General features: G+C 67.9%; 20 protein-coding genes and 1 pseudogene. 10 read left to right on the top strand and 11 right to left on the bottom strand.

The window, feature by feature from the left end; translation table 11 throughout:
• Positions 1 to 435: an acyl-CoA thioesterase gene (locus tag PX653_RS26380; RefSeq protein ID WP_277415595.1), complete on the bottom strand. Its 435-nt coding sequence runs from the start codon at positions 433 to 435 to the stop codon at positions 1 to 3.
• 270 nt (positions 436 to 705) lie between these two features.
• On the opposite strand from PX653_RS26380, the gene PX653_RS26385 reads away from it, so the two are divergent.
• From PX653_RS26385 to PX653_RS26405, 5 genes are read left to right on the top strand one after another with little or no spacing between them, the layout of a single operon-like run.
• Positions 706 to 2,835 (top strand): 3-hydroxyacyl-CoA dehydrogenase NAD-binding domain-containing protein, encoded by a 2,130-nt coding sequence (locus PX653_RS26385; protein ID WP_277415596.1) that lies wholly within the window; start codon positions 706 to 708, stop codon positions 2,833 to 2,835.
• Positions 2,828 to 4,009 (top strand): acetyl-CoA C-acyltransferase, encoded by a 1,182-nt coding sequence (locus PX653_RS26390; protein WP_277415597.1) that lies wholly within the window; start codon positions 2,828 to 2,830, stop codon positions 4,007 to 4,009. The genes PX653_RS26385 and PX653_RS26390 overlap by 8 nt, the downstream gene beginning before the upstream one ends.
• Before the next feature lie 21 nt (positions 4,010 to 4,030).
• Positions 4,031 to 5,239, top strand: a complete 1,209-nt coding sequence (locus PX653_RS26395; RefSeq protein ID WP_277415598.1) for an acyl-CoA dehydrogenase family protein — start codon at positions 4,031 to 4,033, stop codon at positions 5,237 to 5,239.
• Between the two features lie 10 nt (positions 5,240 to 5,249).
• On the top strand, positions 5,250 to 6,395 hold the full coding sequence (locus tag PX653_RS26400) for an acyl-CoA dehydrogenase family protein (protein WP_277415599.1): 1,146 nt from the start codon (positions 5,250 to 5,252) through the stop codon (positions 6,393 to 6,395).
• A gap of 1 nt (position 6,396) precedes the next feature.
• On the top strand, positions 6,397 to 7,161 hold the full coding sequence (locus tag PX653_RS26405; protein ID WP_307731073.1) for an SDR family oxidoreductase: 765 nt from the start codon (positions 6,397 to 6,399) through the stop codon (positions 7,159 to 7,161).
• A gap of 130 nt (positions 7,162 to 7,291) precedes the next feature.
• On the opposite strand, the gene PX653_RS26410 is transcribed toward PX653_RS26405, so the two are convergent.
• From PX653_RS26410 to PX653_RS26440, 7 genes and pseudogenes are all read right to left on the bottom strand, one after another.
• The gene (locus PX653_RS26410) at positions 7,292 to 8,452 is read right to left on the bottom strand and encodes an ABC transporter substrate-binding protein (protein WP_277415601.1); all 1,161 of its coding nucleotides are present in this window, start codon (positions 8,450 to 8,452) and stop codon (positions 7,292 to 7,294) included.
• 76 nt (positions 8,453 to 8,528) lie between these two features.
• The gene (locus tag PX653_RS26415) at positions 8,529 to 9,236 is read right to left on the bottom strand and encodes an ABC transporter ATP-binding protein (RefSeq protein WP_277415602.1); all 708 of its coding nucleotides are present in this window, start codon (positions 9,234 to 9,236) and stop codon (positions 8,529 to 8,531) included.
• A complete protein-coding gene (locus PX653_RS26420; protein ID WP_277415603.1) occupies positions 9,229 to 9,987 on the bottom strand; it encodes an ABC transporter ATP-binding protein in 759 nt (252 codons plus the stop codon). Before PX653_RS26420 ends, PX653_RS26415 begins: the two co-directional genes overlap by 8 nt.
• Positions 9,980 to 10,981 carry a branched-chain amino acid ABC transporter permease gene (locus tag PX653_RS26425; RefSeq protein ID WP_277415604.1) on the bottom strand — a complete coding sequence of 334 codons (1,002 nt, stop codon included), beginning with the start codon at positions 10,979 to 10,981 and terminating at the stop codon, positions 9,980 to 9,982. The genes PX653_RS26420 and PX653_RS26425 overlap by 8 nt, the downstream gene beginning before the upstream one ends.
• A 1-nt stretch (position 10,982) precedes the next feature.
• Positions 10,983 to 11,845: pseudogene (locus tag PX653_RS26430) on the bottom strand (branched-chain amino acid ABC transporter permease).
• Positions 11,846 to 11,904: 59 nt separating this feature from the next.
• Entirely contained in the window at positions 11,905 to 13,023 is a 1,119-nt protein-coding gene (locus tag PX653_RS26435) for a zinc-binding dehydrogenase (RefSeq protein WP_277415605.1), read from the bottom strand.
• A complete protein-coding gene (locus PX653_RS26440) occupies positions 13,020 to 14,498 on the bottom strand; it encodes an aldehyde dehydrogenase family protein (protein WP_277415606.1) in 1,479 nt (492 codons plus the stop codon). The genes PX653_RS26435 and PX653_RS26440 overlap by 4 nt, the downstream gene beginning before the upstream one ends.
• A gap of 238 nt (positions 14,499 to 14,736) precedes the next feature.
• Between PX653_RS26440 and PX653_RS26445 the strand changes: the two genes are divergently transcribed.
• A complete protein-coding gene (locus PX653_RS26445) occupies positions 14,737 to 15,591 on the top strand; it encodes an IclR family transcriptional regulator (protein ID WP_277415607.1) in 855 nt (284 codons plus the stop codon).
• A gap of 16 nt (positions 15,592 to 15,607) precedes the next feature.
• On the opposite strand, the gene PX653_RS26450 is transcribed toward PX653_RS26445, so the two are convergent.
• Positions 15,608 to 16,054 (bottom strand): PaaI family thioesterase, encoded by a 447-nt coding sequence (locus tag PX653_RS26450; RefSeq protein WP_277415608.1) that lies wholly within the window; start codon positions 16,052 to 16,054, stop codon positions 15,608 to 15,610.
• A gap of 146 nt (positions 16,055 to 16,200) precedes the next feature.
• Between PX653_RS26450 and PX653_RS26455 the strand changes: the two genes are divergently transcribed.
• The 3 genes from PX653_RS26455 to PX653_RS26465 are packed head-to-tail and all read left to right on the top strand — an operon-like array spanning position 16,201 to position 20,190.
• Positions 16,201 to 17,244: a phosphotransferase gene (locus PX653_RS26455; RefSeq protein WP_277415609.1), complete on the top strand. Its 1,044-nt coding sequence runs from the start codon at positions 16,201 to 16,203 to the stop codon at positions 17,242 to 17,244.
• 23 nt (positions 17,245 to 17,267) lie between these two features.
• Positions 17,268 to 18,494 (top strand): acyl-CoA dehydrogenase family protein, encoded by a 1,227-nt coding sequence (locus PX653_RS26460; RefSeq protein ID WP_277415610.1) that lies wholly within the window; start codon positions 17,268 to 17,270, stop codon positions 18,492 to 18,494.
• A 34-nt stretch (positions 18,495 to 18,528) separates the two neighbouring features.
• Positions 18,529 to 20,190, top strand: coding sequence for a long-chain fatty acid--CoA ligase (locus PX653_RS26465; RefSeq protein ID WP_277415611.1), 1,662 nt, complete (start codon positions 18,529 to 18,531; stop codon positions 20,188 to 20,190).
• Here the strand turns inward: PX653_RS26465 and PX653_RS26470 are convergent, their stop codons facing one another.
• Positions 20,191 to 21,276, bottom strand: a complete 1,086-nt coding sequence (locus PX653_RS26470) for a porin (RefSeq protein ID WP_277415612.1) — start codon at positions 21,274 to 21,276, stop codon at positions 20,191 to 20,193.
• A 264-nt stretch (positions 21,277 to 21,540) separates the two neighbouring features.
• A complete protein-coding gene (locus tag PX653_RS26475; RefSeq protein WP_277415613.1) occupies positions 21,541 to 22,020 on the bottom strand; it encodes a DUF3016 domain-containing protein in 480 nt (159 codons plus the stop codon).
• A gap of 315 nt (positions 22,021 to 22,335) precedes the next feature.
• Between PX653_RS26475 and PX653_RS26480 the strand changes: the two genes are divergently transcribed.
• A complete protein-coding gene (locus tag PX653_RS26480) occupies positions 22,336 to 23,139 on the top strand; it encodes a hypothetical protein (RefSeq protein WP_277415614.1) in 804 nt (267 codons plus the stop codon).
• Positions 23,140 to 23,269: the final 130 nt, after the last annotated feature.

Here is a 23,269-nt window from a genome sequence, read left to right on the forward strand (position 1 = left end):
CTAGGGCACTACCACCGCCGGCAAATACACCTCGCAAAATTCCGCCGGCATCCGCTTCGGCCGCCCGCTGCCGATCTCGATGCACACCAGCTGCCAGCGTCCGCGCATGACGGTGGCGCCGTCGCTGGCGCGCACCAGCTGGAAGCGGCGCTCCATCGTCAGCTTGCCATCCGTGCCGCACAGCCAGGTGCCCAGCCGCAGGTCGTCGCCCAGGCTGGTCGGCAGCAGGTAGTCGTATTCCGCCTTCGCGATCGCCATTGCGCGGTCCAGGCGGCGGTAGGCGGCGAGGTCGAGGCCCAGCGCTTCCGAATGCGACCAGCCGGCCTGTTCGCACCAGCGCACGTAGACGGCGTTGTTGGTGTGATCGAGGCCGTCGATATCGGCCGCCTGCGGCGTGACGGGGTGGATGTGCGGTTGCGGGTAATCCCAGTTCAAAGGAGCCTCCGGTCGGGTTGTCGCGGCATTGTATCGCGCAGCGAAATTGGGGACAGCCTCCGATTTCGCCGCCAGCAGCGAAATTGGGGACAGCCTCCCGAAATTGGGGACAGCCTCCGATCTCGCCGCCAGGACGGCAATCGGGGCGGTCCACGATTTTTCGGCGGGTTAACACGTTTACATGTAGTACAGGAATGCGGTATCGTTGTGATCGGCTCATTATGCAAAACCAAAAACCGCACAGCGAAACACCTAAACTGAGGAGTAACGATGAATGCCGGCGCAACCCCGCGTGTCGTCCGCGAGCTGCATGACGACATCCTTGTGGTAACGATCAACAATCCGCCCGTGAACGCGTTGGGCGTGGACGTCCGGCGCGGCCTGCTGGAAGCGCTGGAGACGGCGGCGACGCTGGCGCAGGTGCGCGCCGTACTGCTGGTCGGTGCCGGCCGCGATTTCCTGGGCGGTGCGGACATCCGCGAATTCGGCCAGCCGCCGCAGGCGCCCGCGCTGCCGGACGTGTGCAACCGCATCGAGGCCAGCACCAAACCCGTCATCGCCGCCATCCATGGCGCGGCGCTGGGCGGCGGGTTGGAGGTGGCGCTGGCGGCGCACTACCGCGTGGCGCTGCCGTCGGCGAAACTGGGGCTGCCGGAGGTGCTGCTTGGCCTGCTGCCGGGCGCCGGCGGCACGCAGCGTACGCCGCGCCTGGTCGGCGCACGGGCGGCGCTGGACCTGATGCTGAGCGGTCGCCACATCGGGGCGAAGGAAGCGCTCACGCTGGGGTTGGTGGACCGTATCGCCGAGGGCGACGAGCCGCAGGACGCGGGCCTGGCCTATGCGCGCGAGCTGCTGGCGCAGGGCGCGCCGCTGCGGCGCACCTGCGAGGCGACGGCGCTGGCCGACCGCGCCGCCCAGCAGGCGGCCATCGACGCGGCCCGGGCGGAAACGGCGAAGAAGGCGCGCGGCCTGTTCTCGCCGGCGAAGATCGTCGATGCCGTGCAGGCGGCCCTCGACCTGCCGTTCGACGAAGGGCTGGCGCGCGAACGGGAACTGTTCGTCGAGTGCCTGGACAGTCCGCAGCGTGCGGGCCTCGTGCACGCCTTCTTTGCCGAACGCGCCACCGCCAAGTCGCCCGAGCTGCGCGGCGCGCGGCCGCGTCCCATCCACAGCGTGGGGGTGATCGGCGGCGGGACCATGGGCGCGGGCATCGCCGTGGCGCTGCTGGACGCCGGCCTGCCGGTGACGATGATCGAACGCGACGAAGCGGCGCTGGCGCGCGGCCGCGCCAATGTCGCCAAGGTCTACGACGGCCTCGTGGTCAAGGGACGCATGACGGCGGATGCGCGCGCCGCCGTGCTGGCACGCTGGCAGGGCAGTACCGCCTACGACGCGCTGGCGGAGGTCGACCTCGTCATCGAGGCCGTGTTCGAGGAGATGGCCGTCAAGCAGGCCGTGTTCGCGCAGCTGGAGCGGGTCTGCAAGCCGGGCGCCGTGCTGGCGACGAACACGTCGTATCTCGATATCGACCGCATCGCGGCAGGCACCGCGCGACCGGCGGACGTCATCGGCCTGCATTTCTTCTCGCCGGCGAACCTGATGAAACTGCTGGAGATCGTGGTGCCCGCGCAGGTGGCCCCCGACGTCGTCGCCACCGCCTTCGAGCTGGCGCGGCGCCTGCGCAAGACGCCCGTGCGCGCGGGCGTGTGCGACGGTTTCATCGGCAACCGCATCCTGGCCGTGTACCGCCAGGCGGCCGACCGCATGATGGAGGACGGCGCTTCGCCTTACCAGATCGACCGCGCCATCCGCGCCTTCGGCTATCCGATCGGTCCGTACGAGATGGCCGACCTGGCCGGCGGCGACATCGGCTGGGCCACCCGCAAGCGCAAGGCGGCCACGCGCGACCCGGCCGCGCGCTACGTGCAGATCGCCGACCGCCTGTGCGAACGGGGCTGGTTCGGCCAGAAGACGGGCCGCGGCTTCTACCTGTACCCCGAGGGTGCCCGCAGTGGCACCCCGGACCCGGAAGTGGAAGCCATCATCGCGGCCGAACGCCAGCGCGCCGGTATCGCGCCGCGCGCGTTCAGCGACGACGAGATCGTGCGGCGCTACCTGGCCGCGATGATCAACGAAGGCGCCAACGTCGTCGACCAGGGCATCGCCCTGCGTCCGCTCGACGTCGACGTCACCCTCTTGCACGGCTACGCCTTCCCCCGTTACAGGGGCGGGCCGATGAAGTACGCCGACACGGTGGGGCTGCCCCAGGTGCTGGCGGACATCCGCCGCTATGCCGAGGAAGACCCGGTGTTCTGGCGCCCGTCGCCGCTGCTGGTGCGCCTGGTCGAGGAAGGCGCCGATTTCGACAGTCTCAACAAAACAGGAGTTGCCCATGCGTGAAGCCGTCATCGTGTCCACCGCCCGTACGCCGCTGACCAAGGCGCACCGGGGCGAATTCAACATCACCCCCGGCGCGACGCTGGCGGCGTTTGCCGTGCGCGCCGCCGTCGAGCGGGCCGGCATCGAGCCGGAACTGATCGAGGACGCGGTGCTCGGCTGCGGCTATCCCGAAGGCACGACCGGGCGCAATATCGCGCGCCAGGCCGTGATCCGGGCCGGCCTGCCGATCGCGATCGCGGGCACCACCGTGAACCGCTTCTGCGCTTCCGGCCTGCAGGCCATCGCCATGGCGGCCGGCCGCATCGTGCTGGACGGCGCGCCGGCGATGATCGCCGGCGGCGTCGAGAGCATCTCGCACATCCGCACCCGCGAAGGGGCCGATACCGGGATGGACCCGTGGATCCTGGAACACAAGCCGGCGCTGTACATGCCGATGATCGAGACCGCCGACATCGTGGCCAGCCGCTACGGCATCTCGCGCGAGGCACAGGACCGCTTCTCCGCCGCCAGCCAGCGCAAGACCGAGGAAGCCCAGGTGGCGGGGCGCTACCGCGACGAGATCGTGGCCTGCACCACGACGATGACCGTCACCGACAAGGAAACGGGCAGCGTGTCGCACCGCGAGGTGACGGTCGATGCCGATACCTGCAACCGCCGCGGCACCACCTACGACAACCTGGCGAAGCTGGCGCCCGTGATGGGGCCGGACAAGTTCATCACGGCGGGCAACGCGTCGCAGCTGTCGGATGGCGCATCGGCCTGCGTGATGATGGAAGCGCGCCTCGCGAGCCAGGCCGGCCTGCGGCCGCTGGGGGCGTTCCGCGGCCTGGCGGTGGCGGGCTGCGAACCGGACGAGATGGGCATCGGCCCCGTGTTCGCGGTGCCGAAGCTGCTGGCGCGGCACGGGCTGAAGGTCGAGGACATCGACCTGTGGGAACTGAACGAAGCGTTTGCGTCGCAAGCGCTGTACTGCCAGCAGCGCCTGGGCATCCCGGACGAGCGCCTGAACGTCAACGGCGGCGCGATCGCCATCGGCCATCCGTTCGGCATGACGGGCGCGCGCCTGGTCGGCCACGTGCTGCTGGAGGGCCGCCGCCGTGGCGCCAAGCTGGCCGTGGTGACGATGTGCATCGCCGGCGGCATGGGCGCCGCCGGCCTGTTTGAAATCTACTGAACGATTTTTTGAAAGAGCGCGATGGACCTGAATTTCACCCCCGAAGAAGAGCGCTTTCGCGACGAGGTGCGCACGTTCCTGGCCGAGCGGCTGCCAGCCCGGCTGTCCGACAAGGTCGCCAGTGGCAAGCACCTGTCCAAGGCCAACATGGAAGAGTGGCACGCGATCCTGAACGCGCGCGGCTGGCTGGCCAACCACTGGCCAACGGAATACGGCGGCCCGGGCTGGACGGCCGTCGAGAAGTTCATCTTCGAGAACGAGTGTGCGCTGGCCAACACGCCGCGCATCGTGCCGTTCGGCGTCAACATGCTGGGCCCAGTGCTGATCAAGTATGGCAGCGAGGCGCAGAAGCGCTACTGGCTGCCGCGCATCCTGGACGGCTCCGACTGGTGGTGCCAGGGTTACTCCGAGCCCGGCGCGGGCTCCGACCTGGCGGCCGTGCGCACGACCGCCGTGCGCGGCGTGGACGGGCAGGGCGAGCACTACATCGTCAACGGCCAGAAGACGTGGACCACCCTGGGCCAGCACGCCAACATGATCTTCTGCCTGGTGCGCACGGACCGGGAGGCGAAGAAGCAGGAAGGCATCAGCTTCCTGCTGGTGGACATGACGTCGCCGGGTGTCGAGGTGCGTCCCATCATCACGCTCGATGGCGGCTATGAAGTCAACGAGGTGTTCTTCACGGACGTGCGCGTGCCGGCGGAGAACCTGGTGGGCGAGGAAAACCGCGGCTGGAACTGCGCCAAGTACCTGCTGACGTACGAGCGCACCAATATCGCCGGCGTCGGCCTGTCGGTCGCCGCGCTGGAGCGCCTGAAGCGCGTGGCGGCCGAGGTGCGCCGCAATGGCCGGCCGCTGGCAGAGGACCCGGCGTTCGCGGCGCGGCTCGCCCGCGTCGAGATCGACCTGGAGAACATGAAGACCACCAACCTGCGCGTCATCGCGGCGGTGGCCGGCGGCGGCGTGCCGGGCGCGGAAAGCTCGATGCTGAAGATCCGCGGCACCGAGATCCGCCAGGAGATCCTCTCGCTGACGCGGCGCGCGATGGGCGTGCACGCGCGCCCGTTCGTCGCGGCGGCGCTGGATGGCGACGCCGATGCGGCGCACTTCGGTCCCGATTTCGCCCATGCCGCGGCGGCCCAGTACTTCAACAACCGCAAGCTGTCGATCTTCGGCGGCTCCAACGAAATCCAGAAGAACATCATCGCCAAGATGATCCTTGGCCTGTAAAGGAACACGCATGAACTTCGAACATACGGAAGAACGGCGCATGCTGGCGGACAGCCTGGACCGCTTCATCGCCGCGCAATACGGCTTCGAGACGCGCAACCGCATTGCCGCCTCGAGCCAGGGCTTCTCCACCGACCTGTGGACGCGCTTCGCCGACCTGGGCGTGCTGGGCGCGCTGTTCCGCGAGGAGGACGGCGGCTTCGGCGGCAGCGGCCACGATATCGCGGTGGTGTTCGAGTCGCTGGGCCGCGGCCTGGTGCTGGAACCCCTGCTGGGCAGCGCCGTGCTGGCCGGCGAAGCCATCGCCGCCGCCGGCAGCAACGCCCAGAAGGAGTTCCTGGCCGGGATCGCCGAAGGCAGCACGATCGCGACCTTCGCGCATGACGAGCCGGACTCGCATTACGAGCTGGCGCGGGTGGGCATGAGCGCCCGGCGCGATGGCGACGGCTGGGTGCTGGACGGCGTCAAATCCGTCGTCCCACACGGCGAGCATGCGCAGCTGTTCGTGGTCTCGGCACGGTCGGCCGGCGCGGTCGACGACGAACGGGGCATCTCGCTGTTCCTCGTCCCGGCCGGCACGGCGGGGCTGTCGGTGCAGGGCATGCCGACGATGGACGGTGGCCGCGTGGCGCAGGTGACGTTCGATGGCGTGCGGGTGGACGCGCACGCGCTGCTGGGCGAGGACGGCCATGGCTACGCCACGCTGGAGCGGGCGGTCGGCCGCGGCGTGCTGGCGCTGTGCGCCGAGGCGCTGGGCGCGATGGAAGCGGCCAAGGCGGCAACGCTGGACTACCTGCGCACGCGCAAGCAGTTCGGCGTGCCGATCGGCAGCTTCCAGGCGCTGCAGCACCGCATGGCCGACCTGCTGCTGGAAGTGGAGCAGGCCCGCTCGGCCGTCATCAACGCGGCGGCCGCGCTGGAGGCGGATCGCGTCACGCGCGAGCGGGCGTTGTCGGCGGCGAAGTACTCGATCGGGCGCATCGGCACCCTGGTGGCGGAGGAGTGCATCCAGCTGCATGGCGGCATCGGCATGACGTGGGAGCTGCCGCTGTCGCACTACGCCAAGCGCCTCGTGATGATCGACCACCAGCTGGGCGACGAGGACCATCACCTGCAGCGCTACATCGACCTGGGGAGGCCGCATGGCGCTGCCTGACCTGTCGCTGTTCGACCTGACCGGCAAGGTGGCCGTCATCACCGGTTCCACGCGCGGTATCGGCCTGGCGATCGCGCAGCGGATGGCGCAGCATGGCGCGAAGGTCGTGATCTCTTCGCGCAAGGCGGAGGTGTGCGCCGAAGTCGCGGCCGCCATCGACGCGGAGCATGGTGCCGGGACCGCGCTGGCGGTGCCCGCCAATATCTCGTCGAAGGAGGAGCTGCGTGAGCTGGTCGAGAGGACGGAGCGCGCGTTCGGCCGCATCGACATCCTCGTCTGCAACGCGGCGTCGAATCCGTACTACGGCCCGCTCGCGGGCATCGAGGACGACCAGTTCCGCAAGATCCTGGACAACAACGTCATCGCCAACCACTGGCTGATCCAGATGGTGGCGCCGGCCATGCTGGAGCGGCGCGACGGCGCGATCGTCATCGTCTCGTCCATCGGCGGGCTGCGCGGCTCGCCGGTGATCGGCGCCTACAACGTGTCGAAGGCGGCGGACATGCAGCTGGCCCGTAACCTGGCGGTGGAATTCGGGCCGCACAACGTGCGCGTCAACTGCATCGCGCCGGGGCTGGTCAAGACCGACTTCGCCCGCGCCCTGTGGGAGGACCCGGAGCGGCTGCGCCAGGTCAACACCAGCGTGCCTCTGCGCCGTATCGGCGAGCCGGACGAGATCGCGGGCACGGCCGTGTACCTGGCGTCGCGCGCGGGGAGTTTCATGACGGGGCAGACGATCGTCGTGGACGGTGGGGCGACGATCTAGCCCGGACCGGCTACATACGAGAAGGGAGAGGGTCTGTCCCTGCACAGGGACTGACCCTGAAGTTCTGCTGGATGCGTCGGGACGCGGCCAAACTTCAGGGTCAGTCCCCGCGAGGGGACAGACCCTTGTATCACTTCACCGCATTCATCGCCCGCAGGAACTGCCCCTTGATCTTGCCCCCTTCGACGATGCCGATGATCGTGTTGGCGACCGTCCCGCCCTTGCTGTCCAGTCCCTCGATATCGTTCGGATTGTGCTCCGGCGGCAGCGTCTTGAAGGCCTCGCCCATCTTGGCGCGGATCGCGGCAGCGTCCGTGACCGTGCCGGCCAGCTTCATCGCGGCCACGGTGGCGTGCACGCCAGAGTAGTTCAGGCTGATCTCGCTGGACGGATCCTTGCCCGGATTGAGCTTGCGGTAGCGCGCCGTAAAGGCTGCCGGTTCCGGGCGCTCGTCGCCGGACACCGGCATCACGCCCACCGATCCCTCCAGCGGTGCGAGGCCGCCCACGACCTTGGCCATCTCGTCGATCTTGGCCTGGTCGATGATGATGAAGCCGCCCTTGAAGCCCAGCTCGCGCGCCTGTTTGGCGACCAGTGCGGTGGGCTCCGAGGCGCCGCCGATGAACAGCACGTCCGGCTTGGACTGGATCACGCGGCTGACGCCACTGTAGAAGTCCGTCGCCTTGTTGTACGACATGGGGTTCTCGGCGACGACCTTGCCGCCGGCCGCTTCCCACGCCGGCTTGAAGGCGGCCGCCCACGCCTTGGCGTAGTCGTGGTCGGCCGCGGCCAGCGCCACGTTCTTGCCGTGCTTGGCCATCATCGCTTTCGTGAACGGGCCGATGTAGCCGGTGAAGTCGGGCGGCAGGCGCACGGTCAACGTATTGCCCCGTTCCGTCGCCTGCGGCAGGCTGGTATAGGCCAGCAGCAGCACCTTGGCCTTCTCGTTGAACGCCTGCACGGCAAAGATGCCGCCGGAGTGCGGCACCAGCACGGCCGCGGTCTTATGCTGCTGCACCAGGCGCTGCACGTTGATGCCCGTCTCGCTGGGGTTGTACTTGTCGTCCAGCGCGACGATTTCCAGCTTGTAGTTCTTGCCGCCGATCTGCAGGGGTTTTGCATTGATCTCGGCGGCGGCCATCTGCATGCCGGACAGGACGTTCTTGCCGTACAGCGCGGCACCGCCGCTCAGCGGGCCGGAAAAGCCGATCTTGATGACTTCCTGAGCGGAAGCGGTGCCGCACAGGGCGAGGGCGGCGGCGAGGACAGTGAGGCGGGTCTGCGGTTTCATTTGGTCTCCTTGGTTTTATGTTGGTCACGCGCCGGTATCAAGCTCCGGTATCAAGCCCCGGAATCAAGCCCCGGAATCAGGCACCGATATAGGCCTTGCGGACCTGCGCGTTGTTCAGCAGCTCGTCGCGCCCGCCCTCGAGCACGATACGGCCCTGTTCTATAACGTAGGCGCGGCTGGCGATGTTCAGCGCCGCGTACGCGTTCTGCTCGGCCAGCAGCACCGTCGTGCCGGCCTTGTTGATGCGGGCGATGATCTCGAACATCTGCTTGACGACCAGCGGGGCCAGGCCCAGGGACGGTTCGTCCAGCAGCAGCGCCTTCGGCCGGCCCATCAGCGCGCGGCCGATCGCCACCATCTGCTGCTGGCCGCCGCTCAGCGATCCCGCCGGCGCGTCCTTCTTCTCGTGCAGGATCGGGAACAGGCCGAATACCTCGTCCAGCGTGCGTGCCACGCCGCGGCTGTCGCGCCGGTGCACGTAGGCGCCCAGGGTCAGGTTCTTCAGCACCGACATCCCCGGGAACAGCTTGCGTCCCTCGGGGCAGTGCACCAGCCCGTCCGCGACGATCTGCGACGGCTTGCGCCCCACCAGCTCGTGCGCGCCGAAGCGGATGCTGCCCGAGGCGGCGCGCTGCAGTCCGCTCATCGTCAGGAAGATCGAACTCTTGCCGGCGCCATTGGACCCCAGCAGCACGACCAGCTCTCCCTCGTCGGCATGGATGCTGACGTCGTGCAGTGCGCGGAAGCTGCCGTACGACAGCGATACCTTGTCCAGTCTAAGCATGCTCGCTCCCCAGGTAGGCTTCGATGACGGCCGGATTGGCGCGGATCTCGGCCGGCGTGCCCTCGGCGATCTTTTCGCCGTAGTTCAGCACGAGGATGCGGTCGGCCAGGTTCATGATCATGTCCATCTTGTGCTCGATCAGGCAGACGGTCAGGCCGCTGTGCGCCATCTTGCGGATCAGCCGCGCCAGGCCGTCGGTTTCCTCCGGATTGACGCCGCCCGCCGGCTCGTCCAGCAGCAGCAGCGTGGGGTCCGTCGACAGCGCCAGCGCGAAGGCCACGCGCTTGCGTTCCTCCTGCGAGATGTCGCCGGCCACGCGCGCTTCGATGTGCGCGAGGCCGACGAAGTCCAGGGCGGCGCGCGCCTTCTCGCGGCAGATGCGTTCCTCGTCGCGCAGGCGCTTCGTGCCGAGGATGACGTCCACCAGCGTGGAGCGGGTGCGCAGGCGATGGCCGACGATCAGGTTGTCCAGCACCGTCGCGGTGTCGAACAGCGCCGTGGTCTGGAACGTGCGCGCCATGCCCAGGCGCGCGGCCTGGTCGGCGCGCAGGCCCGTGACGTCGCGGCCGTCGAACAGGATGCGGCCGGACGTGGGGCGGATCGCCCCGCTGATCAGGTTGAAGAACGTCGTCTTGCCGGCACCGTTCGGGCCGATGATGGCGTTGATGGTGCCGCGTGCGAAGCTGGCGCTGACGTCGTTGACCGCTGTGAGGCCGCCGAAGCGCTTGGTCAGGGCGGTAATCTCAAGCATGGCGCACCTCCCGGACAGGAGCGGCCTTGGCCGCCGGGGGCGGGGCGGTGCGGGCGGCCTGCCTGCGCCGGCGGTTCAGCCACGTGCCCACGATCCCGTGCGGCAGGAAGATCACCAGCAGCACCAGCAGCGGGCCGAACACGATGAAGCGGTACTCCTGCAGGAACTGCAGGTACTGCGTCAGCCACGGCACGCCGAGGGCGCCCAGCAGGGGGCCGAGCAGGGTGCCGATGCCGCCGACCAGCATGTACATCGTCATGTCGAACGTGTGCTCGACGCCGGCGATGCCGGGGCCGAGGAAGCGCACGGAACCCGCGTACAGGCCGCCGGCCAGGCCGGCAAAGAACACGGACAGCACGAAGGCCAGCAGCTTGTTGCGCATCAGGTCGATGCCCAGTGCCTGCGCCAGGTCGTCGCTGTTGCGGATCGCCATGAACGTGCGGCCCAGCAGCGAATGGACGATGCGGTGCATGGCCCACAGGCTGGCGGCCAGGAAGCACAGCACCAGGTAGTACATGGCGCGCGGCTCGGCGAAGTCCACCCCGGCGATCGACTCGGGCGCGGGAATGCCGACGATACCGACCGTGCCGTGCGTCAGGCTTTCCCACTTCTCGATCAGGAGGAACATGATGTAGCCCACGCACAGCGTGAAGATCGAGAAGAAGTGCGTCTTCAGCCGCAGCGAGACCAGGCCGACGAACACGCCCAGCAGGCCCGCGACGACGCCGGCCAGCGGCAGCGCGGCCCAAAACGGAAAGCCGTGATCGACCGTCAGGATGCCGACGGTGTAGGCGCCCACGGCCATGAAGCCGCTGTGCGCCAGGTTGAACTGGCCCGTGTAGCCGGTGATCAGGTTCAGCCCCACGGTGGCGATCGCGTACACGTAGGCGGTCGACATCACGGTCAGGTGGTAGTCGTTGCCGGCCATGAAGGGGAAGGCCAGGCCCAGCGCCAGCAGCGCCAGCCAGCCGACAGTCGGAGTCAGCATCTTCATGTCAGTGGGCTCCCCGGGCGAACAGGCCTTGCGGCCGGACCGACAGGATCAGCACCAGCAGCGCGAACGCGATGATGTCCTTGTAGTCGGTCGAGATGTAGAACGCGCCGAACGCTTCGGCAAAGCCGATGATCAGGCCGCCGACGATCGCGCCGGGCACGCTGCCCATCCCGCCCAGCACGATGATGACGAACGCCTTCGTGATGACGAGGTGGCCCATCGACGTGTAGACCAGGTTGATGGGCGCGTACAGCACGGCGGCCATGCCGGCCAGCGCGCCGGCGATGGCGAACGTCAGCATCGCCACGCGCGTCGCATCGATGCCGACGAGGGCCGCGCCTTCGCGGTTCTGCGCCATCGCCACGATGGTGGCACCGGTGATCGTCCTGGTCAGGAACAGCTGCAGCAGCACGACCAGCAGGAAGGCGGCGCCGATGATCAGCACGCGCTGCGCCGGCAGGGTCAGGGAGCCGAACGTCAGCAATTGCGTGTACGGCGTCTCCATGCGGTGGAAGTCCGCGCCCCACAGGGCCTGCGCGCCCGCTTCCAGGAACAGCAGGATGCCGATGGAGGCGATCATGTGGTGCAGGTAGGGCGCTTTGCGCAGCGGGTGGAACACCAGCCGTTCGGACAGGACCGAGATCAGCGCCACCGTGACGGCGGCGCCAAGCATGCCCCACCAGTAGTTCAGCCCTAGCCGGTTGATGAGGAAGAAGGCCGAGTAGGCGCCCGCCATGTAGAAGGCGCCGTGTGCGAAATTGGGTACGTGCAGGATGCCGTACACCAGCGTCAGGCCGAGCGCCACGAGGCTGTATACGCCCCCAGCGTCAGGCCGTTCAGGACCTGCTGCAGAAAAAGCTCCAAAATCTGTCTCCGTTGTTATAGTAGGGTGTGCGTTTTTGGATGCCGATGCGGCCGCGACGTCAGTCGAACATGATCACTCCCCGGGCATTGCGGCCTTCGGCCAGGTCGGCAAACGCCTGCGGCGCCTCGTCGATGCGGTAGCGCCGCGTGATCAGTTCGCCCAGCTTCAGGCGCTTCTCGCGGTACAGCGCCAGCAGGCGCGGGAAGTCCTGGCGCGGCCGCGCCGAACCGAAGTAGCTGCCGGTGAGGGTCTTCTCCTCGAACGTCAGGCTGCCGGTGCGGATCGTCGTCATGTCCTTCGGCGCGGCCACGCCGACCACCACCGCCTTGCCGCCCTTGCCCAGCACGCCGTACGCCTGCGCCACGATCTCGCCCTTGCCGACGCATTCGAACGCATAGTCGGCGCCGCCGCCGGTCAGCTTGCGGATGGCCTTCACCAGGTCCGGCGTGGCGCTGTTGATCGTGTGCGTGGCACCGAACTCGCGCGCCATCTCCAGCTTGGTATCGGCCATGTCCACGGCCACGATCATCGCGGCGCCGGCGATGCGGCAGCCCTGGATGGCGTTCAGGCCCACGCCGCCGCAGCCGAACACCACGGCGACCGAACCCGGTTCCACCTTCGCCGTGTTGACGGCCGCGCCCACGCCCGTCATGACGCCGCAGCCGACCAGGCACGCGTGGTCGAGCTGCACGTCCGCACCGATCTTGACGACGTTATCGACGTGCAGCGTGGCGTATTCGGCCATCACGCCGCAGCCGGAGAAGACGTTGATCGGCTGGCCCTGCAGGTCGCGCGTGCGCACGCTGCCGTCGGGCAGCGAGATCGCCGCCTTGGCGGCCTGGTCGCACAACTGCGGCCGGCCGGTCTGGCAATAGCGGCACTTGCCGCACATGCTGACGAACGAACTCAGGACATGGTCGCCCACGGCGTATTCCGTCACGCCTTCGCCCACCGCGTAGACGACGCCCGCGCCTTCGTGTCCCAGCACCAGCGGCGCCGGCATCGGGATGGTGCCGTTGGTGGCCGACAGGTCGCTGTGGCAGATGCCGCAGGCGGCCAGCTTGATCATCACTTCGCCGCGGCGGGGATATTCGACGTCGATGTCCTCCACCACGACCGGCTCGCCCGTCGTGCGGCACAGCACCGCCCTGGCGCGCTGGTATTTCGTTTCACTCATGCCGTCTCCCGGTTCGGTTTGCATTGCAGCGATTTGTATTCGAGGAATTCATCCAGGCCATAGGTGCCCAGTTCGCGCCCGTTGCCGGACTGTTTATAGCCGCCGAACGGGGCGCGGCCATTGAAGCCGCCGCCGTTGATGTCGACCTGGCCCGTGCGCAGGCGGCGCGCCAGTGCGATCGCGCGCTCGTCGCTGCCGGCCCAGACGGCGCCGCCCAGGCCATACGGAGTGCCGTTGGCGATGCGTACCGCGTCGTCCTCGTCGCGGTACGTGACGATCGACAGCACCGGCCCGAAGATCTCCTCCTGCGCGATGGTGCTGGCGGGGTCGACGCGGCCGAACACGGTGGGCTGCACGTAGCAGCCTTGTTCCAGCCCGGCCGGGGCGTCCGGCCCGCCGCACAGCAGCTCGGCGCCTTCGTCGATGCCGCGGCGGATGTAGGCGCGCACGCGGTCGCGCTGGGCGGGGGAGGCGAGGGGGCCCAGCTTGACACCCTGCTGCAGCGGGTCGCCCACCGTGAACGCGGCGGCGCCCTGCACGGCCAGGCGCGCGGCCTCGTCGTACAGCGCTTCCGGCACCAGCATGCGCGTGTGGGCCGAGCAGGTCTGGCCGCTGTTGAGGAAGCACGCGCTCAGCGTGCCTTTGACGGCTGCGGGCAGGTCGGCATCGGGCAGGATCACGGAGGCGGACTTGCCACCCAGTTCCAGCGCGACGCGCTTGACGGTGGCCGCCGCCACTTCGCCGATGCGGCGCCCGGCGGCGGTGGAGCCGGTAAACGACACCATCTCCACGTCCGCATGGCGCACCAGCGCTTCGCCGGCGGCAGGACCCAGGCCGCTGACGAGGTTGAATACCCCCGCCGGCAGGCCGGCCGCCTCGATGACTTCGGCCAGCACGAACGCGTTCAGCGGCGCGACTTCGGAGGGCTTCAGCACGACGGTGCAGCCGGCGGCCAGCGCGGCGCCCACTTTGGCGGCGATCTGGTGCAGCGGATAATTCCACGGCGTGATGCAGGCAACGACACCGACGGCCTCGCGCAGCACGCGGGAATGGCCGACCTGGCGCTCCCACTCGAACTCCCCGGCCAGCCTGGCGTAGTCGGCGAAGATGGCGATCGGCGAACCGACCTGGATGGCCGCGGCCAGCTTGAGCGGCATGCCGACTTCGCTGGCGATCAGGCGCGCCAGCTCGTCGCTGCGCTCGCGCAGGCCGTCGGCGATGCGGGCCAGGTAGCCGGCGCGGTCGGCGGGAGACGTGGCGCTCCAGCTGTCGAATGCCGCTCGGGCGGCCCGCACGGCGGCATCGGCGTCGGCGGCGTCGCCGGCGGGGATGCGGCCGATGACGGTTTCGCTGGCGGGGGCGATGACGTCGATGGTGGCGGCGCCGTGTGGCGCGACCCAGCGGTTGTCGATGAAGAGCCGGTCGCGGACGACGGCTGGCGCGGCGGCGCCTTGATGGATCTGGTCTTCTGGCATGCTGTGGAACTCCTCCGTTCGTGCCGGTGAAATAGTTTTGCTGTGCAAAACGATCACATGTAAAATGGAATGAAAAAAGAATACGTCAATTTTGTAAGCCCGGCAACGATTTTTGCGGGCAGGGGAAGATGAGGCGGGGCGCGCGCAACGGTCGGGGCAATTTGACCGATGGCGTCAGGGCAGTGTGCCACACTGCGTTCCCGTCGACACTGGCAGAGACAAACCATATGGAGTAACCATGCAGGATGGCGAACTGAATCCGGCCAAGGGCGGCCAGCACCTGGCCGACGATCCCACGCAAGACCCGGCCCAGGATCTGGCCGACACCCAGGAAGGGTCCCGTAACAACGAGGACCGTTACTACATCACGGCGCTGGCGCGCGGGCTGGAAGTGCTGGCCTGCTTCCGCCGGGCCGACAAGAGCCTGACCAACCAGCAGATCGCGGAGCGTTGCGGCCTGCCGAAATCGACGGTGACGCGATTTACCTACACGCTGACGAAGCTGGGCTACCTGGCGCAGGAAAACAATGGCCGCTACATGCTGGGCACGGCCACCCTGGGCCTGGGCAGCGCGATGCTGGCGCGGCTCGACATCCGCCAGCTGGCGCGGCCCATGATGCAGGAGCTGGCCGAGTTTTCCGGCACCACCGTGTCGATCGCGATGCGCGACCGGCTGTCGATGATCTATGTCGAGGTGTGCCGCAGCACGGCCGCGCTGGCGCTGGCGCTGCAGGTGGGTTCGCGCCTGCCGCTGGCGGCATCCGCGATCGGCCGCGCCTACCTGGCGCGCGCTTCCGAGCAGGAGCGCAAGGATATCCTGGCGCGCTCGCAGGAGCTGGACGAGATGGCGCACGGCGCGCTGCGCGTGGGCCTGGAGCGGGGGCTGGCCGACTACCGCGAATACGGCTGCGCCACGTCGTTCGGCGACTGGCAGAAGGACGTCAACGGCATCGCCGTGGGCTTCATGCCGATCGGCGGCAGCCAGCTGATGTCGATGAACTGCGGCGGGCCGTCGTCCAGCGTGTCGAAGGAGTTCCTGCTGGACGAGGTGCGTCCGCGCCTGATCGAGATCGCGCGCCGCCTCGAATCGTGACGGCGCCGCGCCAGCGTCAGTAACCCGAGGTGAGCTGCTCCGCATGCAGGGGCGGCATCACCGCGAACACGCCGCTGGCGCGCAGCAGTACCTTGTCGCCCACGTGCAGGCGGCAGCCGGCAAAGGCCACGCGGCGGCCGATCCGGTCGATCCGCACGTGCGCCTCGGCCCAGTCGCCGGGACGAGCCGCGTCGAGATAGTCGGTGGTCAGGCTGACCGTCACGAACGATTGCCGGCCGGCGCACGCCATCGTCAGGCCGATGCCCAGTGCCGTATCGGCCAGGCTGGCCAGCATGCCCCCGTGCGCGATCCCGCGCATGTTCGTGTGGCGCTCGGCCACGCGCATGGCGATGATGACGTTGTCGCCGTCCTGCCGCAGATACAACTCCCCCAATCCTGCCATGTAGGGTCCGCCGCGTTGCAGGCGTTCGAAGCCCGCGGGTACTGGTTCGTGTTCCGTCATGCCTCTCCCTGAGTTTTGCCTGGTAAAACCTGGACGCAAAGGCGCGTCGCAGTTGAGTTTACATTACTTTTTCTCACTGCTACACTGGTTTGCAAATAAAACATAGTTTCGCACAGCGGTATAACGCGATCATCGACAGGCGGCCCATGACCAGCGACACGCATCCGACTTCCCTTCCCGACACCCATCGCCTGCACGCTTACCTGCGCGCGCACGTGGACGGCTGCGCCGCCGCGCCCCAGGTAACGCGGCTGGCCGGCGGCCAGTCGAACCCGACCTATCTCGTCGCCTCCGGTTCGCAGCGCTGGGTGTTGCGGGCGAAACCGCCGGGCGAACTGCTGCCGTCGGCCCACGCCATCGAGCGGGAATACCGCGTCATCGCGGCGCTGGCCAACTCCGATGTGCCGGTGCCGCGCGCCTACGCGCTGTGCGAGGATCCGGAAGTATTCGGCACGCCGTTCTACCTGATGGCGCACGTGGACGGGCGCATCCTGCGCGATCCCACGCTGCCCGGCATGGCGCCCGCCGAGCGGGCCGCCATGTTCGACGAACTGAATCGGGTGATCGCGGCGCTGCACAGCGTCGACTACGCGGCGCTGGGACTGGCCGATTTCGGCCGCAGCGGCAACTACGTGGAACGGCAGGTGGCGCGCTGGACGCGCCAGTACCGCGCCGCCGAGACGGAACCCATCGAGGCGGCCGACCGGCTGATCGACTGGCTGCCGCGCCACATCCCGGCCGGCGACGCAACCCGCATCGTGCACGGCGACTTCCGCATCGACAACGTCGTGTTCCATCCGACCGAGCCCCGCATCCTCGCGGTACTGGACTGGGAGCTGTCGACGTTGGGCCATCCGCTGTCCGATTTCGCCTATCACTGCATGGCCTGGCGCACGGCGCCGCCTGTGGCGCGCGGCCTGGCGGGGCAGCCGCTGGCCGATCTCGGCATCCCGCTCGAAGCCGACTACCTGGCGGCCTACTGCCGCCGCACGGGCCGCGCCGCGGTGCCGCCCGAGGAGTGGGAATTCCATATCGTCTTCAACATGTTCCGGCTGGTGGGCATCCTGCAGGGGATCGCCCGGCGTGCGGCGCAGGGCAACGCCGCCAGCGCCGATGCAGTGGCGACGGGCCGCCGCGCGCGCCCACTGGCGGAACAGGCGTGGCGCATGGCGCAGCGCATCGGTGCATGATTTCAATCCCTCATGGAGGCTGCATGACTTTCCAGTTTTCCGAGTACGCGCTGGCACTGCAGGCGCGCGTCAAGACGTTCATCGACGACGAGATCGAGCCGGCCGTGCCGGACTATGACGCCCAGGTGGACGCGGCGCGGCGCGCCGGCAATGCCTTCATCGTGCCCGCCACGATCGAACGGCTGAAGGCGAAGGCCCGGGCGGCCGGCCTGTGGAACCTGTTCCTGCCCGCGTCCAGCCACGGGGCCGGGCTGACGAACCTGGAGTACGCGCCGCTGTGCGAGCTGATGGGCCGAGTGCCCATCGCGGCGGAAGTCTTCAACTGCTCCGCGCCCGATACGGGCAATATGGAGACGCTGGTGCGTTACGCGTCGCCGGCGATCCAGGAGCGCTGGCTGGCGCCCCTGCTGGCCGGAGAGATCCGCTCCGCCTTCGCGATGACGGAGCCGGACGTGGCGTCGTCGGACGCCACCAACATCACGGCCAGCGTCGTGCGCGACGGCGACTACTACGTGCTGAATGGCCGCAAATGGTATATCTCGGGCGCTTCCGATCCCCGCTGCAAGGTCATGATCTTCATGGGCAAATCGGCGCCGGACCATCCCGAGCGGCACCGCCGCCAGTCGATGATCGTCGTGCCGGTGGATACGCCCGGCGTGACGATCGTGCGCGACATGGGCGTGTTCGGCTATGACGACGCGCCGCACGGCCATGCCGAGGTCACGTTCCAGAACGTGCGCGTGCCGCTCGACCATATGCTGCTGGGGGAAGGGCGCGGTTTCGAGATCGCCCAGGGCCGGCTGGGCCCGGGCCGCATCCACCACTGCATGCGCCTGATCGGCAAGGCCGAGATGGCGCTGGAGCTGATGTGCCGGCGCACGCTGGCGCGCAACGCCTTCGGCCGGCCGCTGGCGGAGCAGGGCGTGTGGCGCGAGCGCATCGCCGAGTCGCGCATGCTGATCGACCAGGCGCGCCTGATGGTGTTCAACGCCGCGCACCGCATGGACACCGTCGGCAACAAAGGTGCCGCCGGCGAGATCGCGATGATCAAGGTGATCGCGCCCAATATGGCGTGCCGCGTCATCGACTGGGCCATCCAGGCGCATGGCGCGGCCGGCGTCAGCCAGGATACGGTGCTGGCGCATGCCTATGCCAGCGCCCGCACCTTGCGCCTGGCGGATGGCCCCGACGAGGTCCACCGCAATGCGATCGCCAAGCTGGAACTGGCGCGCTGGCGCGCCGCGCAGTAATCCCTCATCACATAAAAATCACGGAGACCACAGCATGAACGAGCGTCATTTCGCCGTCTGGCCGAAAGGCCTGCCGCGCCACCTGACGGTGCCGGCCACGACCCTGTGCTACAACCTGGAAGTGTCGGCCGTGCGCTATCCCGACAAGCCCTGCATGATCTTCTACGACACGCCCGTCACGTATGCCGAGTGCTGGGCCGAGACGGGGCGTATCGCCGCCTACCTGCAGCGCGAGTGCGGCGTGGCGCCGGGCGACCGGGTGCTCTTGTACCTGCAGAACAGCCCCCAGTTCGTGCTGGCGTACTACGCCATCCTGCGCGCCGGCGCGGTGGTCGTCCCCGTCAACCCGATGAACCTGACGGACGAACTTCGCCACTACGTCGAGGACACGGGTGCGCGCACGATCTTCGTGCCGCAGGACCTGTATGCGCACGTGGAGCCGTTGATGGGGCAGGGCCTGCGCCACGCGATCGCGGTCTGCTATGCCGACTACCTGCGCCAGCCGACCGACCTGAAGCTGCCCGAATTCGTGGCCGCGCCGTATCGCGCTATCGTGGGACCTGGCGTCGCCGCCTGGCGTGACATGCCGGCCAGCGGCGCACCGGCGCCGGTGGCGACCGGTCCGGACGACCTGTGCGTGATGCCCTACACGTCCGGCACCACCGGCTATCCGAAAGGCTGCATGCACACGCACCGCAGCGCGCTGGTGACGGCGATCGCCGGCATGCAGTGGTTCGGCACGCAGCAGGATGCGGTGGCGCTGTCGGCGCTGCCGCTGTTCCACGTGACCGGTATGCAGGGCGGCATGAACGGCCTCATTTTCGTCGGCGGCACGATGGTGCTGCTGGCGCGCTGGGACCGCGACACGGCGGCCGAGTGCATCCGCCGCTACCGCGTCAATGCAACCCAGCTGATCTCGACGATGGTGGTGGACCTGCTGTCGAGTCCCCGGCTGGCCGAATACGACCTGTCGTCGGTGCGGCGCATGAGCGGGGGCGGCGCGGCGATGCCCGATGCGATCGCGCAGAAGATGCACGACCTGCTGGCCATCGACTACGTCGAGGGGTACGGCATGTCGGAGACGATCGCGCCCACCCACATCAACCCGCCCGACCGGCCGAAAAAGCAGTGCCTGGGCATTCCCATCTTCGGCGTCGATGCGCGCGTCATCGACCCGGTCACGCTGGCGGAGCTGGCGCCGAACGAGGTGGGCGAAATCGTCGTGCACGGGCCGCAGGTGATGCAGGGCTACTGGAACAATCCGGAGGCCAGCGCCGCCGTGTTCCTGCAGATCGACGGCAAGCGCTTCCTGCGCACGGGCGACCTGGGCCGGATCGACGAGGACGGCTATTTCTTCATGGTGGATCGCCTGAAGCGCATGATCAACGCCGCAGGCTACAAAGTCTGGCCGGCCGAGGTGGAAGCGCTGATGTACCGCCATCCCGCCATCCGCGAGGTGTGCGTGGTGGCCGGCAGCGACGAGCGCCGCGGCGAAACCGTCAAGGCCGTGGTGGCGTTGAAGGACGGCTTCGCGGGCACGGTCAGCGAGCAGGACATCGTCGACTGGGCCCACGCCAACATGGCGGCCTACAAGAGCCCGCGCGTGGTCGAGTTCTGCGCCGCGCTGCCGAAGTCCGCGACCGGCAAGGTGCTGTGGCGCACCTTGCAGGAAGCGCAAGCGACGGCTGCGCGCTGATTAGAACAGGTGCATCAGGCCGACCGTGAAGCGGTTGGCCGAATCGCTGCCGACCGGGACGAAGCCTTGCGCCAGGTTGATCTGCGTGGCGGTGACGACGGTATCGGTGGTGGCGCGGCCCAGTGAGGCATACGCCGTGCTGCGCTTGCTGAGGGCGTAGCGGGCAATGGCGATGTACTGCTGCGAGTCGTCGCGCAGGTCGCCCGAGCGCCGCGTGTTGTAGAACGCGCCCGTCAACGTCAGGGCCGGGCTGACGGGCACGTCGACGCCAACGCCGACGATGGTGATCTTGCGGCTCGTGCTTTCCAGCCGGTTCTGCGCCCACGTCCCCTTCAGCACGGCCACGCCGGTGGTGTACTTGATGCCGTACGCGTGCGACGCCAGCCGGTCCGTGTTCGTCACGTTCTTCAGGCGCGCATAGGCGCCGGCGACGGCGAACGGGCCGTTGTTGTAGAAGGCGGAAGCGCCCTGGTAGGTGCTTTTCTCGGCATCGCCGGCCTGCTCGCCGAAGCCGTGCATCAGCGCGAAGCCGGCGCCGCGCCAGATCGGCGACACGTAGCGCACCGAGTTGTTCTGCCGCAGCGCGGTGCCGCCGTTGTTGGCGCCGTACGGTCCGTACACGCCCGCGTGGTTCATCGCGGCGAACAGTACGTTCGGGCTGGTGGCGGCGAACGCCAGGCCCATCGGATCGGCCAGGCCGACGGACTGCACGCCCAGGATGTTCTGCCGGCCCATGTCGAGGGAGCCGAACGGACCGGCGATGCCGACGGTGGCCTCGCGGTCGAACAGGCTCGTGTTCGATGGCGTGCCCGTCGCCACGCCGGCCACGCCCGTATCGTTGAGCAGCGTGCTCTCCAGGCCGAAGCGCGCCTTCAGGCCGTTGCCCAGGTCCTCGACGCCGCGCACGCCCCAGCGCGACACCTGCATCTGCCCCGCCTCGACGGATGTGCGCCCGCCCACCGGGCCGCCGCTGGACACGTGGGTGACGCCGGCATCGACGATGCCGTACAGCGTGACGCCGGACTGCGCGGCGGCATCGAGGGACAGCGCTTGCAGCACGGCCAGGGCCGCGATGGTCTTCTTCATCCTGTTGTCTCCTGTTTGTTTTATGTGGAGCGCGGGCCAGCGCTGCATGGCGCGCGCCACGGCTGAGGTTTCGTAAGACGAAACTACGTGGCCGTTAATGAAACTGTATTTTTGATGAGAGGTACCTGTCAACAACTACAGGGATGCGCAGGCGAACTCAGCGCCGGTGTGGCGCCGTGACATCAGAAAAGCAAGGAACAACGGGGCTTCGTTTCGAGCTGCGGAACAGCGGCAGGTGGCGCGGACGAGTGCCGCGCCGGCGGGTCAGCGGGTGCCGAGGACGTCCTTGCGGAACCACTCGTCCAGCATGTCCTTCTCGTGCGCATACAGCTCGCGGTCGTAGCGGCTGGTCGTCATCAGGTAGTTCGGGTCGGCCAGCTGCCGTTCGCCGCTGCGCAGCACGTTGCCGTCCTGTTCGATGCGGTAGCGCAGGTGCATGCGCGGCCAGTCGGCACGGCCCTTCAGCACGCGGATGTCCTGCACGGGCACGCGGGGGAACACGTCGCCGGCCAGGTCGATGTCGAGGAATTCGACGACCAGTTGCTGGCCGGCCGGCAGCCGGGCGGACAATTTGTCCAGATGCTCGCGGAACGTGATTTCCATCTGTTCCCGGTCGGACGGGTAACGGGGCACGTCCGTCATCTTGTCCGGCTGGACGTAGGTGACGGTGGCGGTGGCGCTGGCGCTGGGAGCGGCCAGCAGCAAGGCGACAGCGATCGCGGCGGGGCGAATGTGCGGGATCATGTTGGCTCCACGGATTGTGAGGAAATGGAAGAGGAAAGAATTCGGCCACAGAACGAATCCGGCATGTGATGAAGTCTGCCACAAGGCGGTAGGGGCCGACGCTCCCCAGGCTTGCAAAGTGGCAACAAGAACGTACAATGAACTGGTGCGACCGGCTGCGTCCGGCTACACCAGCCCCCCTTCGATATTTCGCGACACAAGCCGTCTACCATGAATTCTTCCCCTTGCTCGAAAAAAACCTCGCCACACGACGCGTCCATGCTGCGTACTCAGGGGACAATGCGGAGAACAGTGACACGGTCCGGATTGTCGGCGATGTGCGCGATCTCGCTGATGCTGGCGCAACCTGCGCACGCCGTCGCCGGCGCAGCGCCCAAGGAGCCCCTTACGGCCGCTGGAAAGGCGCAATGCCAGGCGCAATTGACGGAGTTCAACCAGAGCGCGCAGGTCTACAACGGCAAGGTGGACGAGATCAAGGCGTTGGAGGCCGAGTTCAACGCATTGAATGCGGTGATCGAAAAAGAACAGGCGGTAGTCGATCGGCGCGACAGCGCGGCAATGGAAGCGCTCAACGCAAAGATTGACGCGAGCAACAAGCTGGTCGAGCGACATGAGCAAATGGGGCGATCGATCGAGGCGATGGCAAGCGAGAGCAAGCTGCGTGCTGCGCAGTTTCGCGAGCAATGCGAGAATCGCCCGGTTGCGCCGCTATCCCCGCCGCGATCGCAGCCGAAGGATCCGGTTTGTGGTTCGACCGATGGCGCCAAGGGCGTCGAGCGCCAGATCGAAGCCGCCTTGGTCGAGATGCGCGGCGACGAAAAGCGGCACCAGGCGGAAGTGGACCGCGTTTATGAGGCGCGTGCAAAAGCGCAATCATGGGGCGACGAGAAGCGTGGGAAGATCTGGTTGCAAGTCCTTGGTTCACCGAGGTTCATGGCTTTTGAGCGCGAAAAGCGGCCTTTGGTACAGGAGCTGATGCGCGTCCTCGGCAGCAAGCCCAGGAACGGCCAGGAAGAATGTCGGCTGATCCAGCGCATCGCTGCGACGCTGCCGGCTATCAAAGCGATCAACGCACGGCAATACGCATTCATGGCCGATGAAATCCGCGTGGCAAAGTAGCCAGCATGCGAATCGCGTGAGCGCGGGAAAGTCCCGGAAACGGGCGCTCGATGCGGTCGTGGTACTCCGGCAGCCAACCATCAGGCCGCCGTCTGCCGTGCGAATGTGCCCGTCGGTTATTGATAGGATT

The organism is Pseudoduganella chitinolytica (genome assembly GCF_029028125.1).
Taxonomy (GTDB): domain Bacteria; phylum Pseudomonadota; class Gammaproteobacteria; order Burkholderiales; family Burkholderiaceae_D; genus Rugamonas; species Rugamonas chitinolytica.

Coding starts and splice junctions, on each gene's coding strand:
- PX653_RS26385 (WP_277415596.1), top strand. CDS start 706: ATGAATGCCGGCGCAACCCCGCGTGTCGTCCGCGAGCTGCATGACGAC.
- PX653_RS26390 (WP_277415597.1), top strand. CDS start 2,828: ATGCGTGAAGCCGTCATCGTGTCCACCGCCCGTACGCCGCTGACCAAG.
- PX653_RS26395 (WP_277415598.1), top strand. CDS start 4,031: ATGGACCTGAATTTCACCCCCGAAGAAGAGCGCTTTCGCGACGAGGTG.
- PX653_RS26400 (WP_277415599.1), top strand. CDS start 5,250: ATGAACTTCGAACATACGGAAGAACGGCGCATGCTGGCGGACAGCCTG.
- PX653_RS26410 (WP_277415601.1), bottom strand. CDS start 8,452: ATGAAACCGCAGACCCGCCTCACTGTCCTCGCCGCCGCCCTCGCCCTG.
- PX653_RS26415 (WP_277415602.1), bottom strand. CDS start 9,236: ATGCTTAGACTGGACAAGGTATCGCTGTCGTACGGCAGCTTCCGCGCA.
- PX653_RS26420 (WP_277415603.1), bottom strand. CDS start 9,987: ATGCTTGAGATTACCGCCCTGACCAAGCGCTTCGGCGGCCTCACAGCG.
- PX653_RS26425 (WP_277415604.1), bottom strand. CDS start 10,981: ATGAAGATGCTGACTCCGACTGTCGGCTGGCTGGCGCTGCTGGCGCTG.
- PX653_RS26435 (WP_277415605.1), bottom strand. CDS start 13,023: ATGAGTGAAACGAAATACCAGCGCGCCAGGGCGGTGCTGTGCCGCACG.
- PX653_RS26440 (WP_277415606.1), bottom strand. CDS start 14,498: ATGCCAGAAGACCAGATCCATCAAGGCGCCGCCGCGCCAGCCGTCGTC.
- PX653_RS26445 (WP_277415607.1), top strand. CDS start 14,737: ATGCAGGATGGCGAACTGAATCCGGCCAAGGGCGGCCAGCACCTGGCC.
- PX653_RS26450 (WP_277415608.1), bottom strand. CDS start 16,054: ATGACGGAACACGAACCAGTACCCGCGGGCTTCGAACGCCTGCAACGC.
- PX653_RS26455 (WP_277415609.1), top strand. CDS start 16,201: ATGACCAGCGACACGCATCCGACTTCCCTTCCCGACACCCATCGCCTG.
- PX653_RS26460 (WP_277415610.1), top strand. CDS start 17,268: ATGACTTTCCAGTTTTCCGAGTACGCGCTGGCACTGCAGGCGCGCGTC.
- PX653_RS26465 (WP_277415611.1), top strand. CDS start 18,529: ATGAACGAGCGTCATTTCGCCGTCTGGCCGAAAGGCCTGCCGCGCCAC.
- PX653_RS26470 (WP_277415612.1), bottom strand. CDS start 21,276: ATGAAGAAGACCATCGCGGCCCTGGCCGTGCTGCAAGCGCTGTCCCTC.
- PX653_RS26475 (WP_277415613.1), bottom strand. CDS start 22,020: ATGATCCCGCACATTCGCCCCGCCGCGATCGCTGTCGCCTTGCTGCTG.
- PX653_RS26480 (WP_277415614.1), top strand. CDS start 22,336: ATGTGCGCGATCTCGCTGATGCTGGCGCAACCTGCGCACGCCGTCGCC.